Here is a 15426-nt window from a genome sequence, read left to right as displayed (position 1 = left end):
GGCACGCTCTGCCCGCGCACTTCCAGCGTGGGGCCGAACTGCCCGCCCACCAGGTCGCGCACATGGTCCGCCGTGAACAGCGGGTTGCGGGAGAGCAGCGCGAGGCAGAACACCTTCACGTCGCCCGTATTGGCGATCTCCAGCACGCCCTTGCCGCGCCTTGCGGCGCCCTTGTCCACGGCCAGTCGATGGGTGGTGCCCGCCGCCTTCACCGCCCGCCAGCGGGCGAGCGTGCGCGGCGTNANNGANTTNACCGCNTCGCGCACCCANGGCGCCACCTCNACCGCCCCCGCCGCATAGGCGGCGCAGAACAGGGCATCCGCCCGCTTGCGGCCGATGCCGGCGGCGGCAGCGAAATCATCCACCGCCGCCAGGATGGCGAGGCGCCCGTCCCGCTGGTCCAGCGCGCAGGCGCTGGCCAGCTCGGCCTCGGGCTCGCTGGCGGCAGCCTTCGCCACCTCCACCGGCACATCCAGGGCCCGAAGGTGACGGGCGACATAAGCGGCGCGGGCGGCGGTGGGCAGGGCCGAAAGGGGATATTCGCGGCCACCGCCGACCGCATTTCGGGGCCGAGACGGCCAGCCTTCGCGCTTTGCTTGGCGAAATACGCCCGCTCGCGATTGGGCAATGCCGGTCAATTGAAGCGCCACGAGTTCGGGGCCGCTGAACCACTCCTTCATGAGCGGCCCCCGCGGTAGCGAGCCGAGACCATGGCTTTGCGCCGGGCAATCTCTGCCTCGCGCTCCTCCAGCAGGTGCAGTTCGATCAGGTCGGCGTACTTGGCCGGCACGACGACATAGCCGTGCTGGCTTGGCAGCCATCCCAGGAGGTCATGGTCTGCCGTCACCTCGATGAGCGCCACGAATGCGTCGAGCGGGATGCGATTATTGGCCTTCGCCGGGCTCGCCCAGGCATCCAACGTGTCCTTGCTGACGGAGCGTCCCAGATAGGCGCTCATCTGCTGCGCGATGTCCTCTCGGCTGCGCTCCGATTTCCTGATGGCAGTGCTAATGAGGCGCGTGATGACCAGATCCAGCGGGCCACGCGTTTCCTCGTCGCTAGGGCCGACCGCGACTTGCGGCGGCTGCCAGTCGCGGAACAAGTCCAGCGTGATGCGATCCGGTGCGCGCGCCATGTCAGGCGCCTTCCTGCCGGAGGGGGCGCGCGCTCATAGCCAGACCAGTAGCAGGATGGCGAGCAGGTGCGCCCCGACCAAGAGGGCAGCGACCCCCATCATGAGGTGCAGGCTTGCCTGACGGATCTGTGCCAACCTCTGGCTGTCCATCGCCAAGGGATGGACAGGGGTGTCAGCGTGAGACTTCCTGATGGATAGGCGCGGGCTCATGCCGCGGCTCCCATGTCAGCGTCACGCCTCGCGATTTGGCTAGTCGCCCCGCTACTGCTCGCGCTAGATTTGGCCTTGGACGTCGTGACCGGATATCGCTCGGGCCAGAGCACCGCGAGATCGACGCCGAGAAACGCAGCGAGGGCCTGTTCGCCTTTGAGGTTCCGCCGGCACAAGGCCACGCGGCATGCCGAGGGCTCAAGGCCAGCAGATGTGGCAACGCTGGTAAGCGTTCCACGGCGCCGCGTGACCTCGGCTTTGATATCGTGCTTGTCCCAGCGCTTTTGGCGCATGAAATCCTCCGGATGAGCCGGACCCCTGCCAGGGCCGGCTTTTTTCGGGTCGCAAATCGTGATCGCGAACGTGATGGAAGATGTCACCAATTTCAGTGATTTGCAAACTTGATTTCAGTGAAACGCTTAGGCGTCCGCGCGCGGCGGTGTGGACAGATCATAAGCCATTGAAAATAAGCGGATTTATCGAAGAGGCTCAAAGGCATTCAGGACCCCGCCCCGTGCAACGCTTGCCGGAGAATGGGGATGCCTAACCGTTCCATCGGAGCAAGATTCACCGAAATAAGGTTAGATATCGGCGAGCGGTCAGCGACCGCGATGTCTAAGCGGTTGGGAATCGGAGTGAATGCCTGGAAGGGTTACGAAGAGGGCCAGGGAACCCCTAGCTGGGCCACGCTGGAGAAGCTCGTAGCGCTCGGGTATGACCCGACTTGGCTGATGACGGGCAGCGGTTCGATGAAGTTGGCCGGTGGCCCGTCGAAGCCCGTTAGCGTTGATCCCGAGCTGTTCGGGCGCCTCGTCTCTGCAGTCGCCGCAGCTCACAAAGACGCTGGAATCAGCCTGCCGGATGGCCGTTTGGGGCAGATCGCAGCCGAAATCTTTGCCGATCTCACGACTGCCGCCGAGGGACCAGAAGAGTATCCCGAGCAGATGCACATCATGATTAAGCGCCTGAAAAAGCGGCTTCAATCAGCGCTCGCTGAGCCCGGCACAGGTAAACGCTCGGCTTGATGATCGTGAAAAGAGCCATCGTCGCAGCTGTCATCGACGCTGTAACCGAGATCGCCGAAGCTTGGCTTGTATCTGGCTGCCGTTAAGCCGTTGGAATGCAACAAATCTTTTTCTCAACCGTCTTCCGGTTGCGGTAACGCTCAAGCTTCAAGGGTTTGCCGGCTCTCCACCACGGCGCCACTCGCAATCAGTGTGGGGATATGTTTCTGAGGCGCGGCGCGGGAGGGTGACATTTGATCTTGCGCGCCTCACCAAAAAACGCGCCGGTGACATTTGATCCTGCGCGGCCCGCCAATCAGCGGTCATCGGAGGCTTCCGCCGGGAGGCGTTTCACCGCAAGGCTTTCCCGCCAATTCCCGGCCAATCCCGCCTAATCCCACCACCGTCCTCAGATGACACCTGATCCTGCGTGTCACAGGAAGGCGGGGCAGGCCGCGCCGGGCCGCAAGCGCGCCACCATCGCCATTCCCCTCCACAACCACGCCCGCTGGATCGGCGCGCAGCTGGACAGCCTGTTCGCCCAGTGGCGGCCGGATTACGAACTGCTGGTGGTGGACGACGGGTCGGCGGATGGCGGCATCGACGTGGTGACCGCCCGTCTCGCCGCCCGTCCCGACATTGCGGCGACGGTGCTGCGCCACGGCCGGTCGCGCAGCTCCGCTCTGGTGGATGCCTTCGCCCGCTATGCGTCGGCGCCGGTCATCATCCAGGCGGACAGCGACGACATCACCTTGCCCGGACGGCTCGAAGCCATTCTCGCCTGCTTCGACCGCGATCCGCGCTGCCGGCTGGTCAGCAGCAACGCGCTGCTCCTGTCCGAGGGCGGCGTGCCCATGGGCATCCTCGATCCGGTCCATGGCGACCGGGTGGTGGATTGGGACGACGCCGTTCCGGTCTATTGGGGCAAGCTCTGGTTCGGCGCCACCTTGGCCTATCACCGCTCGGTCTTCGAGGCGTTTCCGCCCATGGACGCCGAACTGTGTCCCTATGGCTTCGACATCGTCGCGCCGTTGCGCGCGACCCTGCTCGGCACCCACCATCTCCTGGCTCGCCCGCTGGTCGGCTGGCGCCAGCACGTGAACAATTCCCACCGGCGGGCCGGGGCGGTGAGTTCCGGCGTTCGCGCCCAGGAGCACTATGGCGCGCTGGACCTGATGGTGCGGGCGCAACTGGTCCGCGACGCCATCTGGCTGCGGGAGCGGAGCGCGCCGGCGGACGCGGCGCGGATCGGGGGCGTGGTCGCCCGCTGCGAGCAGCAGTTTCTCCAGCACTTCGACACCTGGGCGCGGGTGCGCAACCGTTGCGACCAAGCCGGCGGCGTGGCCGCGTCCTTCGACGGCGCGCCCTATGACGCGCCATTGCCGGACATTCCGCCCATCGTGACGCTTCCGGCGGCGGGGCCGTGGCCGGTGGAGCGCCGGACCCCGCTGGCACAGGCCTTGAGCCGCTGGCCCGGCTTTCATGCTGCCGAGGACATCCACATCTGGACCCAGCGCCAGACGCTGGCGGTGCTGCGCCTCACCGCGCCCGATGCGGCGGCGCTGGCCGTCACGCTCAGCGGCAGCCAGCATCTGCCGCCGGCCCGCGCCTTGGTTTCCATCAATGCCGGCGCGGAGGTGGAGGTGCCCCTGCCACGGCACGGGCGCTGCGTGGTGGAGGTGCCGCTGCGGACGGGCACGGAGGGCGTCCTGCCCTGGGCCGGGCTGACCCTGCTGTCGATCCGCGTGCCGGCGGCCGATGCGCCCGTCAACAATGTCCCGGACTATCCGGACACGCGCATTCTCGGCGCGGCGGTCTACGCCCTCGAACTGGTGCCCGCGCAGGACGGCGACGTGCCGCATCTGGGCGACCTGCTCGGCCGCATCAGCGCGCAGCAGGACGGCTGGGCGCTGGAGCCCGGCCCGCTGACGTCGGTCGGCGGCTGGCTGTCGGAGCGGGAGATGCGGCTGCTCTACGGCTGCGCCCGGGTGCTGGACGGGCCGTTCCTGGAGATGGGCGCCTGGGTCGGCCGCTCCACCTCGGTCCTTGCCCACGCCGTGCGCGACGCAGGCGGCGGCAAGCGCTTCGTCAGCACCGAAATCCAGCCCCTGCTGGAGGACTTCCGGCGGGTGGGGGACGAGGTGCATTATCTCTCGCCCCAATGCGGCGGGCAGTCCATCGGCCAAGTGGCGGCCGCCGTGTTCGAGGCGGACATCGCGCCCGTCCTGCGCGCGGAAGGCGGGGTGATCGGCACCCTCACGCGCAATCTCGATGCTCTGGGGCTGCTGCCTTTCGTCACCATCCATGCCGGTGACTTCGCCACCGCGCCGGATCTCGGCTACGGCTTCATCTTCAACGACTGCGCCCACACCGCCGCCGAGATCGAGCGTTCCGCCGCCGGGCTGCGCGCCTTCATCGGCGCGCGGACGATCATCATGGCGGCGCACGACCACACGCCGGAGGGCGAGGCGGCGTTCCGCGCGCTGTTCGATGTGCGCGAGAGCATGTGCGTGGACACGCTGTTCGTCTGCCGGATGCGCAACCGCGCGGACGGATAGCCGCGCCGGCGCGCGCGAAAAAGCAGCGCGCCGCCATTGCATCCGTTCCGCAGGGATGCAAACGGAGCGGGAGCGGATCATCTTGAGCTGGAAGAGTGGAAAGGCGGGGCGGAATGGCGGACCAGGACGGGGTGCCCGAGGAGGAGAACCTCCTCGGCTTCACGCGGGCGTTCAATGCGGCGGAACAGGCGGCCCGGCAGCAGCTGGAAGACGCCATGCGGACATCGCCGATCCCGCGCAACGAGCGCATGGACAATCTGGCGCTGTTCGCCGACCACCTGCTGCTCGGCCGCATCCTGTTCATGGACCATATCTACCGGCTGATCCTGGACACGCCGGGCGTGGTCATGGAGTTCGGCACCCGGTGGGGGCAGAACCTGTCGATCTTCAGCAACCTGCGCACGCTGTACGAGCCGACCCATTATCACCGCAAGATCGTCGGCTTCGACACCTTCTCCGGCTTCGTGGACATCGCGCCGCAGGACGGCGCCTCGGTCTATGCCCAGCCGGGCAACGTGCGCACCACCCAGGGCTACGAGGCCTTCCTGGAGCGGGTGCTGTCCGCGCAGGAGGCGTCCAAGCCGCTGCCGCACAAGAAGAAGTACGAGATCGTGAAGGGCGATGTCCGCGCGACGCTGCCGCAGTATCTGGAGCGCCATCCGCAGACGGTGATCGCGCTCGCCTATCTCGACATGGACCTCTATGCGCCCACCCGCGATGTGCTGGAGATGATCCGGCCGTATCTCGTGCGCGGCAGCGTGGTGGTGCTGGACGAGATCAACGATCCCGGCTTCCCCGGCGAGACGGTGGCGCTGCGCGAGGTGTTCGGCCTCAATGGCCTGCGCCTCAAGCGCGTGCCGTATCTCAGCTTCCCCTGCTATTTCGTGCACGATATCGCTTAGGAGCGCCCCGGCGTGTCGCGTGTTCATATCGCGGTCTTCGATCGCACCCCGGGCTGGACGATCATGAAGGAGGACATCTATGTCAGCCTCTTTCACTGGATCTCCGCGCTCGGCCACACGGTGACGATGGACAGCCGCCGGTTCGAGCCCCGCGCGCTCAACATCCTGGTCGGCCTGCAATATCTCTCCCGCGCCGAGGTGGCGGAACTGGCCGCCTCCGGCTACGCCTATGCCGTCTTCGACGTCGAGTTCATCGACCGGGGCATGGTCAACTACAAGCCGGAGACCGCCTGGCTGTTCGGCGCGGAGGGGCGGGCGTTCTTCGACCGCTGCCGGTTCTTCCTGTCCTATTTCGCTGACAGCGTGCGCATGATGGCCGATCTCGGCGTGTTCTCCCGCCAGATCACGCCCGGCTACGCGCCGCCGCTCGACACCGGCTGCCGGCTGGCCGACCGGGACAAGGACATCGACGTCTTTTTCTTCGGCAATGTGGACGGCCATCGCCGCCCGCTGCTGGCGCGCATTGGCGAGGCGTGCCGGCTTGCCGTGAACACGCCGGCCGACGTGACCCCGCTGTTCCTGCGCAACGCCCGCGCCGACCGCGCCCGCATCGTGCTCAGCCTCGGGCGGGCGAAGCCCTTCCACCATATCGGCCCCATGCGGCTGGTGGCCATGGCCCACCTGAAGGCCTTCGTCCTGTCCGAGCCGGCCCAGCTCGACCAGCCGGAGATCGCCGGCCTGTGCGCCTATTGGGCGGAAGACGAGGACCCCGTGGAGGCGATCCGCTTCTGGCTCGATGCGGCGGACCGGCGCCGGGCGCATGCGGAGGCGGCCTATGCGCGCACGCGCGGCCTCGACCCCCTTACGCCGCTGGCGACGGTGCTGGAGCACGCGGCCGGCCGGGATCGCCGTGGCCGCGCGGCCGCGGTGCCGGAGCCGGCCTGCGGTGCGGTGCCGGGCGCGTAGGCCGTCCATGCGCGCGCCCGGCCCGGCATGGGCCGTCTCGCGCGATCCGGTAGCCGCTCAGGTCGGCGCGGCGGAGGCGCGCAGGTCGGCCGGCGTCATGCCGAAGCTGGCCTGGAAGGCGCGATAGAAGGTGGCGAGGCTGTCGAAGCCGCAGGCGAAGGCGATGTCCGACACCCGCCGCGCCGGCTCGCGCCGCAGCAGGTCGCCGGCCCTGGCCACGCGCAGGCCGGCGAGGGTGCGTGAGAACGACCGGCCGGAGGGCTCGAACAGCACATGCAGATGGCGGGGCGAGATGCCCAGCTCGCGTGCCACCGCGCCCGGCGACAGGTCCGGCCGGTCGAGGTCGCGGGCCAGGATCTCAAGGGCGGCGTGGAAATAGCCGGCCCGCAGCGCGGCGCGGATTTCCGGCATGCCCCGTTGCAGGCGCCCGCGCTCCAGCATGGCCAGCCGCGCCAGGTGGGTGATGGCGGCCGGAGCCTCCGCCGCGTCGCGCGGGCCCGCCGCGATGGCCCGGAACAGCGCGGCGAACGGCCGCGAGAGCGGCCCGTCGCGCCGCAGGGTGGTGGCGAACAGGTCGTGCGCGGGGGCGCCGAGCAGCATGTCGCCGCCCAGGGGGATCTTCAGCATGGCATAGTCGAACCCGTCGCCGCGCTCCGGCGTGCCGGTGAAGGGCTGGTCGGAATGGCTGATGGTCAGGTCGCCGTTACGGATCGCCTGGCCGCGCCCGCGGTGGATGTCGAGCCAGCCCGGCCCGCGCGCCTGGAGGCCGATGCAGAGGCTGTCGCCGGGCATGCGGGCGATGTCCGCCGGGGTGCGGCTGATCCGGTAGGAGGAGGCATGCATCTGCGAGAACACAGCGCCCCCCACGGCCACGGCGGAGAAGCGGCCGTGGAAGGTGTCGCGATGGGCGCGGTGCAGCTCGATGGTGACGCCGAACAGGCTCTTGCCGCGCACCTCCCGCCAATGGTCGAAGCGGTGCTGCGGGCTCAGGTCGTCGGTAGAGAAATGCAGCATCGAGATGCCTCGATCGAACCGCCCGGGGCCCGGCGAGCCGGAGCCGGGCTGCCCTTGCGATGTCGGAGCGGAAGCCGGCGCATTTAAGCATGTCGCCCGGACCATTCAAATAGCCGTCGGGCGCGCCCGGACGGCGGGCGCCGGCAAGCTCCAGGCAAGCCCATCCTGCTAGAAGCTGGAGGCGTCCGCTCGCGAGAATTGGATCGATCTAAAACGGCTCTGTCCGCGCTGGCGACTGACCGGCCGCCCGGCGGTCCGGCGCAGCGCGCGGACCCTGACCGATGATACGCCGCGATGTCCTGTCTTCGAGACGAATTCCGCGCACTCTTTTAAATAACGTGTAAATAATGTTTATTATTTATCGTTTATTTATTTGTATTTTGAGGTATTATTCTCCGTATAATCCGTAAATATACTGCAATATGGTGCATATTCAACTTTACATATTCGTATATTTCATTATGAACGCGTATTCAGGGATACAACCTGAGTAGGCTGCCGCCATGTTCCATCTGTCGAAATTTTCCGATGATTCCCGCACCATCCAGGCGCTGGACCGTTCTTTCGCCGTCATCGAATTCACGCCGCGGGGCGAGGTGATCCGGGCCAACGACAAGTTCCTCCAGGTCGTCGGCTACAGCCTCGGCGAGGTTCGCGGCAAGCATCACCGGATCTTCGTCGAGCCGTCCTATGCGGAGAGCGCGGACTACCGCAGCTTCTGGAGCTCGCTGGCGGCGGGCCAGTTCCATGCCGGCGAGTTCAAGCGCATCGGCAAGGACGGCAGGGAAGTCTGGCTCGAAGCCACCTACAATCCGGTGCTGAACGGGGCCGGGCGGGTGGTGAAGGTGGTCAAGTTCGCCGCCGACATCACCGAGCGCAAGCTGCGCAGTTCCGACAGCAACGGCCAGGTGGCGGCCATCTCCAAGTCGCAGGCGGTGATCCACTTCACCATGGACGGCATGGTCACGGACGCCAACGACAACTTCCTGAACGCGCTCGGCTACCGGCTCGACGAGATCAAGGGCCGCCACCATTCCATGTTCGTGACGCCCGAGGACAAGGCCTCCCCCGAATACCGGCAGTTCTGGGAGGCGCTGCAGCGCGGCGAGTATCAGCAGGCGGAATACCGGCGCATCGGCAAGGGCGGCAAGGAGGTCTGGATCCAGGCCACCTATACGCCCATCACCGACGATGCCGGCCGGCCGTTCAAGGTGGTCAAGTTCGCCACCGACATCACCCAGGCGATGATGCGCCGCCAGCAGCGCGCGCAGATCCAGAAGGAGATCGCCGCCGACCTCGAACGCATCTCCACCGAGCTGTCGGAGGCCAACGTCCAGGCCGCCTCGGCCTCCGCCGCGACCGAGCAGACCGCCTCCAACGTGCAGTCGGTGGCCGCCGGCGCCGAGGAGCTGGCCACCTCGGTGGAGGAGATCCGCCGGCAGATGCTCACCTCCACGGAACTGGCCCACACCGCCATGACCGAGGGCGCGCGCACCAACAACATCGTCGAGAGCCTGACCGGCGCCGCCCAGAAGATCGGCCACGTGGTGGAGCTGATCGACGCCATCGCCGGCCAGACCAACCTCCTGGCGCTCAACGCCACCATCGAGGCGGCGCGCGCCGGCGAGGCCGGCAAGGGCTTCTCGGTGGTCGCCTCCGAGGTCAAGAGCCTCGCCGGCCAGACCTCCAAGGCCACCAGCGAGATCGGCGCCCAGATCGACGCCGTCCAGCAGGCGACGCGCGAGGCGGTGACGGCGCTGGGCTCGATCACCGGCACCATCTCGGAGCTGAACAGCATCTCGTCCGTCATCGCCGCGGCGGTGGAGCAGCAGGCGGCGGTGACCCGCGAGGTCTCCTCCAACATGCACGTGGCCGCCCAGGGCGTGGAGACGGTGAAGCACAACATGAACGCCATCGCCGCCTCCACCGGCCAGGTGGAAGCGGCGACCCGCAAGGTCCGCGAGTCCTCCGCCGCGATCGCCTGACCGGACGTCCCGCCGGCGCGCGGCTCAGCCGCGCCCGGCTCGCCAGCGCCGCTGCCGCGCGGTCAGGGCTCGCCGCGCGCCGCCGCCGGGGCGGCCGCGCCGGCGCCGCGCTCGTACCAACCCTTGCTGCGGTTCACGATCCACACCACCGACAGCATCACCGGCACCTCGATCAGCACGCCCACCACGGTGGCGAGCGCCGCGCCGGAGTGGAAGCCGAACAGGCTGATGGCGGCGGCCACCGCCAGCTCGAAGAAGTTGGACGCGCCGATGAGGGCCGAGGGGCCGGCCACGCAATGCGCCTCGCCGGCCAGCCGGTTCAGCAGGTAGGCCAGGGCCGAGTTGAAATAGACCTGGATCAGGATCGGCACGGCCAGCAGGGCGATGACCAGCGGCTGGGCGATGATCTGCCCGCCCTGGAAGCCGAACAGCAGCACCAGCGTCGCCAGCAGCGCCACCAGTGACACCGGGCCGAGCACGCCCAGCAGCCTCTCCAGCCCGTAGGTGCCCCTGGCCCGCAGGATGCGCGCGCGCAGCACCTGCGCCACCAGAACGGGCAGCACGATGTAGAGGCCGACGGAGAGCACCAGCGTGCCCCATGGCACGGTGATGGCCGAGAGCCCGAGCAGCAGGCCGACGATGGGCGCGAAGGCGACCACCATGATGGCGTCGTTGAGCGCCACCTGCGACAAAGTGAAGTGCGGCTCGCCCTTGGTCAGGTTCGACCAGACGAACACCATGGCGGTGCAGGGCGCGGCGGCCAGGATGATGAGGCCGGCGATGTAGCTGTTGATCTGGTCCGCCGGCAGCAGCGGCCGGAACAGCCAGCCGATGAACAGCCAGCCGAGGGCGGCCATGGAGAAGGGCTTCACCGCCCAGTTGACGAACAGGGTCACGCCGATGCCCCGCCAGTGGCGGCGGACCTCAGCCAGGGCGGAGAAATCGATCTTCAGCAGCATGGGAATGACCATGAGCCAGATCAGCACCGCCACCGGCAGGTTGACCTGGGCGATCTCCAGCGCGCCGATGGCCTGGAACGCGCCCGGCATGACATGGCCCAGCGCCACCCCCGCGACGATGCACAGGGCGACCCACAGCGTGAGATAGCGCTCGAACAGCGACATGGCGGCCTCAGAGCGCGATGCGGCGGGAGAGCAGGGCGGCGGAGGCGGGACACAGCGCCCGCGCCTGCGCCGATCCGGTGATCGCCGGAGGCGCGTCGGCCCGGTCGGCGGGCTTGAAGCCGAGCTTTTCGAAATAGGCGGCGGCGGTGTCGGTGAGCAGCCACAGCCGGCGGGCGCCGGCCTCGAAGGCGCGCCGTTGCAGCAGGAGCACCATGTTGCGCCCCGCGCCCCTGCCGCGCCGGTCCGGCTTGACCAGCAGCGAGCGCAGCAGCGCCTCGCCGCCGGCGGGCTCGAACCCGCCATAGCCGACCAGCGTCCCGCCCAGCGTGCGGAAGCTGAAGAAGCGCCCCGCCGTGGTGGAGAGGTCCTCAGTGGGCAGGCCCGCCTCGCGCAGCGCCTTGGCGAGGCGTGGGTCGTCGGCGGCGACCTGCTCGTCGCGCAGGAAGGGCGTGCCGTCGTCCTTGTCGAGGTCGGCGCGCGGCGCCACCGGCAGCAGGTCGAGGGCGATCTCGGAGGGGCGGCAGAGCTTCACGCCGAGCGGGGAGACCACCAGCGGCCGGTTGAGCAGGATGGGGTGCGCCGCCACCGCGTCCAGCAGGGCGTCGTCGCTGAGCGCCGGGTCGGCGAGGCCGAGGTCCTTGAACGGCGTGCCCTTCTCCCGCAGCAGGTCGCGCAGCGGCCAGCCGGCCCGCGCGGCGAGCTGTTGCAGCAGCGCGCGGGCGGGCGGCGTCTTCAGATATTCGATCACGTGCGGCTCGATGCCGGCATGGCGGATCAGCGCCAGGGTGTTGCGCGAGGTGCCGCAGTCGGGGTTGTGATAGACGACGATGTCCATGGCTCAGGCCACGCTCGGGCGGGGCGTGGTGCTGCCCTCGGCGCGGCCGATCTCGCGCAGCTTGGTGCCGAGCGACAGGCGGTCGAGCCTGGCGATCGGCAGGGCGGTGAACACCGAGATCCGGTTCCTGAGATATTTGAGCGCGGCGACGAAGGCGGCTTCCTTCGCGATGTCCGGGCCTGCGACGTTGAGCACCTGATCAGGCATCGAGCTTGCTCTCCTTGGACGTGCAGCAGGCGGCGAGGGCGGCCGCCGCCGGGGCGCATACCTCAGGGTGGCCCTGGCAGCAGTCCTGCATCAGGAATGCGACGAGGCCCGACAAAGCGGTCAGGCACGCGCTGTAGATGATGGAGCGCGACGCCCGGCGTGAGCGCACCAGCCCGGCGTGCTCCAGCTCTTTCAGATGGAACGACAGGTTGGAGGACGAGATGCCCCCCGCGGCGGCCAGCGCCCCGGCCGCCAGCCCGTCCGGCCCGGCCTCGACCAGGGCGCGGACGATCCGCAGGCGGTGCGCCTGCGCCAGGGCGCTGAAGGCGGAAATGGCTTGCTGCTCGTCCATCAATGATCCAATATCTCAAAAGTTATTGAAATATTGCATGACGGAGGTCCGATGCACAAGTCCGCGCCGCTCTTTTCCGACGGCCTGCCGAACGTGGACCCGGCCCGGTTCGACCGCCCCGATGCGGATCGCCTCGTCCCGCCGGTGCGCTTCGCCCATGCGCCGCGCTTCCTGCTGCTGTACGGCTCGCTGCGACCGCGCTCCTACAGCCGCTTCCTAGCGCAGGAAGCGGCGCGGCTGCTGGAGGCCATGGGCGGCGAGGTGCGCTTCTACGATCCCGCCGGACTGCCGCTGCCCGACGACGCGCCGGCCGGGCACCCCAAGGTGCAGGAACTGCGCGCGCTGTCCTTGTGGTCGGAAGGGCAGGTGTGGGTGAGCCCGGAGCGCCACGGCAATCTCTCCGGGGTGATGAAGAGCCAGATCGACTGGCTGCCGCTGACCGAGGGGGCGATCCGCCCGACCCAGGGCCGCACCCTGGCCGTGCTCCAGGTGTCCGGCGGCTCGCAGTCGTTCAACGCGGTCAATTCCATGCGCATGCTCGGCCGCTGGATGCGCATGCTCACCATTCCCAACCAGTCGTCCGTGCCCATGGCCTACAAGGAATTCGACGAGGCCGGCCGGATGAAGCCCGGCCCGCTCTACGACCGCGTCGTCGACGTGTGCGAGGAATTGTACAAATTCACGCTGATGACGCGCGAGGTGGCCGGCTATCTGGTGGACCGCTACAGCGAGCGCGCCGCCTCCGCATAGCCCGGCGCGGGTCTTTCTGTCGTCCGGGATACGTGATTTAGTTGTGCGGGCGGGAACAGAATAGTCAAAGTAGCAGGCGGGTCGAGAACGACTGAGGGAGACGCAAGGAGAAGGCGGCCGATGAAATGCCCCCCACCCATCGCCAACGAGCCCGAACGGCTGCGCGCCCTCGCCGACTACGGCCTCGACGGCAGCCAGCCCCTGGACAGCCTCGACCCGATCGTGAAAATCGCCGCGCGCATGTGCAACATGCCCGCCGCCGCCGTGAACATGATCGGCGACGACCGCGTCTTCTTCGCCGCCAGCGAGGGCATCGGCGAGGTGGACATGCGCCGGGACGTCTCGTTCTGCGCCCATGCCATCACGCAGGGCGAGACCATGGTGGTGCCCGACGCCACCATGGACGAGCGCTTCCACGACAACCCCCTGGTGACCGGGGACGCCCACCTGCGCTTCTATGCCGGCGCGACGCTGCGCTCGCCCGCCGGCCTTGCCCTCGGCGCGCTGTGCGTCATCGACACCGTGCCCCACGCCGGCTTCTCCGAGGAACAGAGGCGCAGCCTGGAGGAACTGGCCCAGATCGTCTCCGAGAAACTGGAGCTGCGCCGCCTTGAGGTGGCGCGCCAGAGCGGCCAGCCGCAGTTCGAGGCCATCGCCGCCCATTCGCCCACCCCCATCGTCTGTTTCGATGACCGGCAGCGGATCACGGCGTGGAACGACGCCGCCTGCCTGCTGTTCGGCTATTCGGCGGCCGAGGCGGTCGGCCGGCCGCTGGACCTGCTGTTTCCCGAAGGCCACAGCGAACGCTATCGCGCCACGGTCGCGCGCATGGTCGCGGCGGAGGCTCCGGTGTCCGGCGCGGAGCAACTCGTCTGCCGCCGCAAGAATGCCACGCAGTTTCCGGCCGAGCTGGCCGCGTCCCGTTGGCGGGATAAGGGGCGCGTGCTGTTCGGCGTGATCTTCCAGGACCTCACCGAGCGCCGGCGCCAGGAGCGCGAGCTTGACCGGCTCGCCAGCTTCGACATCCTCACCGGCCTCGCCAATCGCGGCCGGTTCCACCATGCGGTGGAGGAGGCCCTGGCGGCGGGCCGCGCCGCCGCCGTGCTGATGATCGACCTCGACGGCTTCAAGGACATCAACGACACGCTGGGCCATGTGGTCGGCGACGGCATCCTGCGCGAGGTGGGCCGCCGCCTAGCCGCCGCCGCCGGTCCCGGCGCCTCCGTGGCGCGGATCGGCGGCGACGAGTTCGCCATCCTCCAGCGCGATCCGTCCGAGCCGGAGGCCGTCCGCCGCGCCGCCGACCGGATGCTCGCCGCGATCGCCCGGCCCATGGACATCGACGGCCAGGAGGTGCGCGTCGGCGCCAGCTGCGGCATCGCCGTGGGCCGGGCCCAGCCGCCCGCGGTCCAGAACCTGGTGGCCGACGCCGACCTCGCCTTGTTCCAGGCCAAGCAGCGGGGCTGCGGATGCGTGGTCGTCTTTGTGCCGGGCCTGCGCACGGAAGCGGCCGCGCGGCGGCTCTACGGCGCGGAACTGCACCGCGCGGTGGAGCGGCTCGAACTGCGCCTCCACTACCAGCCGCAGATCCGGCTGGGCGACGGGACGCTGGCGGGCGCCGAGGCGCTCATCCGCTGGCAGCATCCCGAGCGCGGGCTGCTGCCGCCGGCCGCCTTCCTGCCGGCGCTGGAGGGCGGACCCCTCGCCGCCACGGTGGGGCGCTGGGTGCTCGACGAGGCCTGCCGGCAGGCGGCCATCTGGCGCCGGTCCTGCGGCCCCGGCTTCCGCATGGGCGTCAATCTCTGCGAGGCGCAGTTCCGCGCCGGCGACCTCGCCGCCGTCGTGGCGGAGACGCTGGAGCGCCACGGGCTGCCGCCCGAGGCCCTGGAACTGGAGATCACCGAGAACATCGTCCTCGACCACGACGATGCGGTGCTGGAGCCGCTGCTGCGCCTGCGGGCGCTGGGCGTCGGCATCGCCTTCGACGATTTCGGCACCGGCTATGCGTCGCTGAGCCTGCTGAAGCGCTATCCGCTGAGCCGCATCAAGATCGACCGCTCCTTCGTCACCGGCACGAGCGATTCGCCCAAGGACGCATCGGTGGTCCGCGCTATCCTCGACCTGGCTCGTTCGTTCGGGCTGGGGGCCATCGCCGAGGGGATCGAGACGGAGGCCCAGTACCGGGCGCTGCGGCAGATGGGCTGCGAGGAGGGCCAGGGCTACCTGTTCAGCAAGCCGCTGCCACCGGCGCTGTTCGACGTCCAGGGCTCCCCTTCGGCGCTGCCGCTCCACCACTGAGGGCCGCTGGCTCCCGCCCGACGCGCCGCTGCCGGCGTGTCTGCCTCCGGAAACAAAGCGGCCGGGCACGCAGGGCGGCCCGGCCA

General features: G+C 68.9%; 13 protein-coding genes and 3 pseudogenes. 7 read left to right on the top strand and 9 right to left on the bottom strand.

Annotation, left to right across the window (positions count from 1 at the left end; all coding sequences use genetic code 11):
* The 3 genes from YU1_RS34935 to YU1_RS32855 form a co-directional block, all read right to left on the bottom strand.
* Nucleotides 1–680: DNA-binding protein (locus YU1_RS34935; protein WP_425339171.1), on the bottom strand; the 680-nt coding region annotated here is incomplete at its 3' end.
* Nucleotides 677–1135, bottom strand: coding sequence for a hypothetical protein (locus tag YU1_RS0120785; protein ID WP_029005723.1), 459 nt, complete (start codon nt 1133–1135; stop codon nt 677–679). The genes YU1_RS0120785 and YU1_RS34935, both read right to left, overlap by 4 nt.
* A gap of 206 nt (nt 1136–1341) precedes the next feature.
* Complete coding sequence (locus tag YU1_RS32855) at nt 1342–1638, bottom strand: helix-turn-helix domain-containing protein (protein ID WP_084540010.1); 297 nt, start codon at nt 1636–1638, stop codon at nt 1342–1344.
* 246 nt (nt 1639–1884) lie between these two features.
* On the opposite strand from YU1_RS32855, the gene YU1_RS0120775 reads away from it, so the two are divergent.
* The 4 genes from YU1_RS0120775 to YU1_RS0120760 all read left to right on the top strand — a co-directional run bounded on the left by YU1_RS0120775 (nt 1885) and on the right by YU1_RS0120760 (nt 6775).
* Complete coding sequence (locus tag YU1_RS0120775) at nt 1885–2370, top strand: helix-turn-helix domain-containing protein (RefSeq protein WP_029005722.1); 486 nt, start codon at nt 1885–1887, stop codon at nt 2368–2370.
* Nucleotides 2371–2762: 392 nt separating this feature from the next.
* On the top strand, nt 2763–4907 hold the full coding sequence (locus YU1_RS0120770) for a glycosyltransferase (RefSeq protein WP_029005721.1): 2145 nt from the start codon (nt 2763–2765) through the stop codon (nt 4905–4907).
* Nucleotides 4908–5020: 113 nt separating this feature from the next.
* Entirely contained in the window at nt 5021–5809 is a 789-nt protein-coding gene (locus YU1_RS0120765; protein WP_051357096.1) for a class I SAM-dependent methyltransferase, read from the top strand.
* A 12-nt stretch (nt 5810–5821) separates the two neighbouring features.
* A complete protein-coding gene (locus YU1_RS0120760) occupies nt 5822–6775 on the top strand; it encodes a CgeB family protein (protein WP_029005719.1) in 954 nt (317 codons plus the stop codon).
* Nucleotides 6776–6832: 57 nt separating this feature from the next.
* On the opposite strand, the gene YU1_RS0120755 is transcribed toward YU1_RS0120760, so the two are convergent.
* On the bottom strand, nt 6833–7789 hold the full coding sequence (locus YU1_RS0120755) for a helix-turn-helix transcriptional regulator (protein WP_029005718.1): 957 nt from the start codon (nt 7787–7789) through the stop codon (nt 6833–6835).
* A 503-nt stretch (nt 7790–8292) separates the two neighbouring features.
* Here YU1_RS0120755 and YU1_RS0120750 point away from each other — a divergent pair.
* A complete protein-coding gene (locus YU1_RS0120750; RefSeq protein ID WP_035716151.1) occupies nt 8293–9774 on the top strand; it encodes a methyl-accepting chemotaxis protein in 1482 nt (493 codons plus the stop codon).
* A gap of 62 nt (nt 9775–9836) precedes the next feature.
* Here YU1_RS0120750 and arsB read toward each other — a convergent pair whose 3' ends face one another.
* The 5 genes and pseudogenes from arsB to YU1_RS0120730 all read right to left on the bottom strand — a co-directional run bounded on the left by arsB (nt 9837) and on the right by YU1_RS0120730 (nt 12292).
* On the bottom strand, nt 9837–10898 hold the full coding sequence (gene arsB / locus YU1_RS0120745; RefSeq protein WP_029005716.1) for an ACR3 family arsenite efflux transporter: 1062 nt from the start codon (nt 10896–10898) through the stop codon (nt 9837–9839).
* Nucleotides 10899–10905: 7 nt separating this feature from the next.
* A pseudogene (arsN2, locus tag YU1_RS34930) lies at nt 10906–11301 on the bottom strand (arsenic resistance N-acetyltransferase ArsN2); the annotation flags it as partial.
* Nucleotides 11302–11349: 48 nt separating this feature from the next.
* A pseudogene (gene arsC, locus YU1_RS34925) lies at nt 11350–11733 on the bottom strand (arsenate reductase (glutaredoxin)); the annotation flags it as partial.
* Nucleotides 11734–11736: 3 nt separating this feature from the next.
* A pseudogene (locus tag YU1_RS0120735) lies at nt 11737–11919 on the bottom strand (arsenate reductase ArsC); the annotation flags it as partial.
* A gap of 13 nt (nt 11920–11932) precedes the next feature.
* Nucleotides 11933–12292, bottom strand: a complete 360-nt coding sequence (locus YU1_RS0120730; RefSeq protein ID WP_029005714.1) for an ArsR/SmtB family transcription factor — start codon at nt 12290–12292, stop codon at nt 11933–11935.
* 51 nt (nt 12293–12343) lie between these two features.
* Between YU1_RS0120730 and arsH the strand changes: the two genes are divergently transcribed.
* Nucleotides 12344–13042, top strand: coding sequence for an arsenical resistance protein ArsH (arsH, locus tag YU1_RS30470; protein WP_051357094.1), 699 nt, complete (start codon nt 12344–12346; stop codon nt 13040–13042).
* 120 nt (nt 13043–13162) lie between these two features.
* A complete protein-coding gene (locus YU1_RS0120720; RefSeq protein ID WP_029005713.1) occupies nt 13163–15340 on the top strand; it encodes a putative bifunctional diguanylate cyclase/phosphodiesterase in 2178 nt (725 codons plus the stop codon).
* Nucleotides 15341–15426: the final 86 nt, after the last annotated feature.

Source organism: Azorhizobium doebereinerae UFLA1-100 (genome assembly GCF_000473085.1).
Taxonomy (GTDB): Bacteria; Pseudomonadota; Alphaproteobacteria; order Rhizobiales; family Xanthobacteraceae; genus Azorhizobium; species Azorhizobium doebereinerae.
This window is presented reverse-complemented; position numbering and strand designations above follow the sequence as displayed.

Excerpts from the sequence above, each read along its gene's own strand:
- YU1_RS0120785 (WP_029005723.1), bottom strand. The coding sequence starts at position 1,135 with ATGGCGCGCGCACCGGATCGCATCACGCTGGACTTGTTCCGCGACTGG.
- YU1_RS32855 (WP_084540010.1), bottom strand. The coding sequence starts at position 1,638 with ATGCGCCAAAAGCGCTGGGACAAGCACGATATCAAAGCCGAGGTCACG.
- YU1_RS0120775 (WP_029005722.1), top strand. The coding sequence starts at position 1,885 with ATGCCTAACCGTTCCATCGGAGCAAGATTCACCGAAATAAGGTTAGAT.
- YU1_RS0120770 (WP_029005721.1), top strand. The coding sequence starts at position 2,763 with ATGACACCTGATCCTGCGTGTCACAGGAAGGCGGGGCAGGCCGCGCCG.
- YU1_RS0120765 (WP_051357096.1), top strand. The coding sequence starts at position 5,021 with ATGGCGGACCAGGACGGGGTGCCCGAGGAGGAGAACCTCCTCGGCTTC.
- YU1_RS0120755 (WP_029005718.1), bottom strand. The coding sequence starts at position 7,789 with ATGCTGCATTTCTCTACCGACGACCTGAGCCCGCAGCACCGCTTCGAC.
- YU1_RS0120750 (WP_035716151.1), top strand. The coding sequence starts at position 8,293 with ATGTTCCATCTGTCGAAATTTTCCGATGATTCCCGCACCATCCAGGCG.
- arsB (WP_029005716.1), bottom strand. The coding sequence starts at position 10,898 with ATGTCGCTGTTCGAGCGCTATCTCACGCTGTGGGTCGCCCTGTGCATC.
- YU1_RS0120730 (WP_029005714.1), bottom strand. The coding sequence starts at position 12,292 with ATGGACGAGCAGCAAGCCATTTCCGCCTTCAGCGCCCTGGCGCAGGCG.
- arsH (WP_051357094.1), top strand. The coding sequence starts at position 12,344 with ATGCACAAGTCCGCGCCGCTCTTTTCCGACGGCCTGCCGAACGTGGAC.
- YU1_RS0120720 (WP_029005713.1), top strand. The coding sequence starts at position 13,163 with ATGAAATGCCCCCCACCCATCGCCAACGAGCCCGAACGGCTGCGCGCC.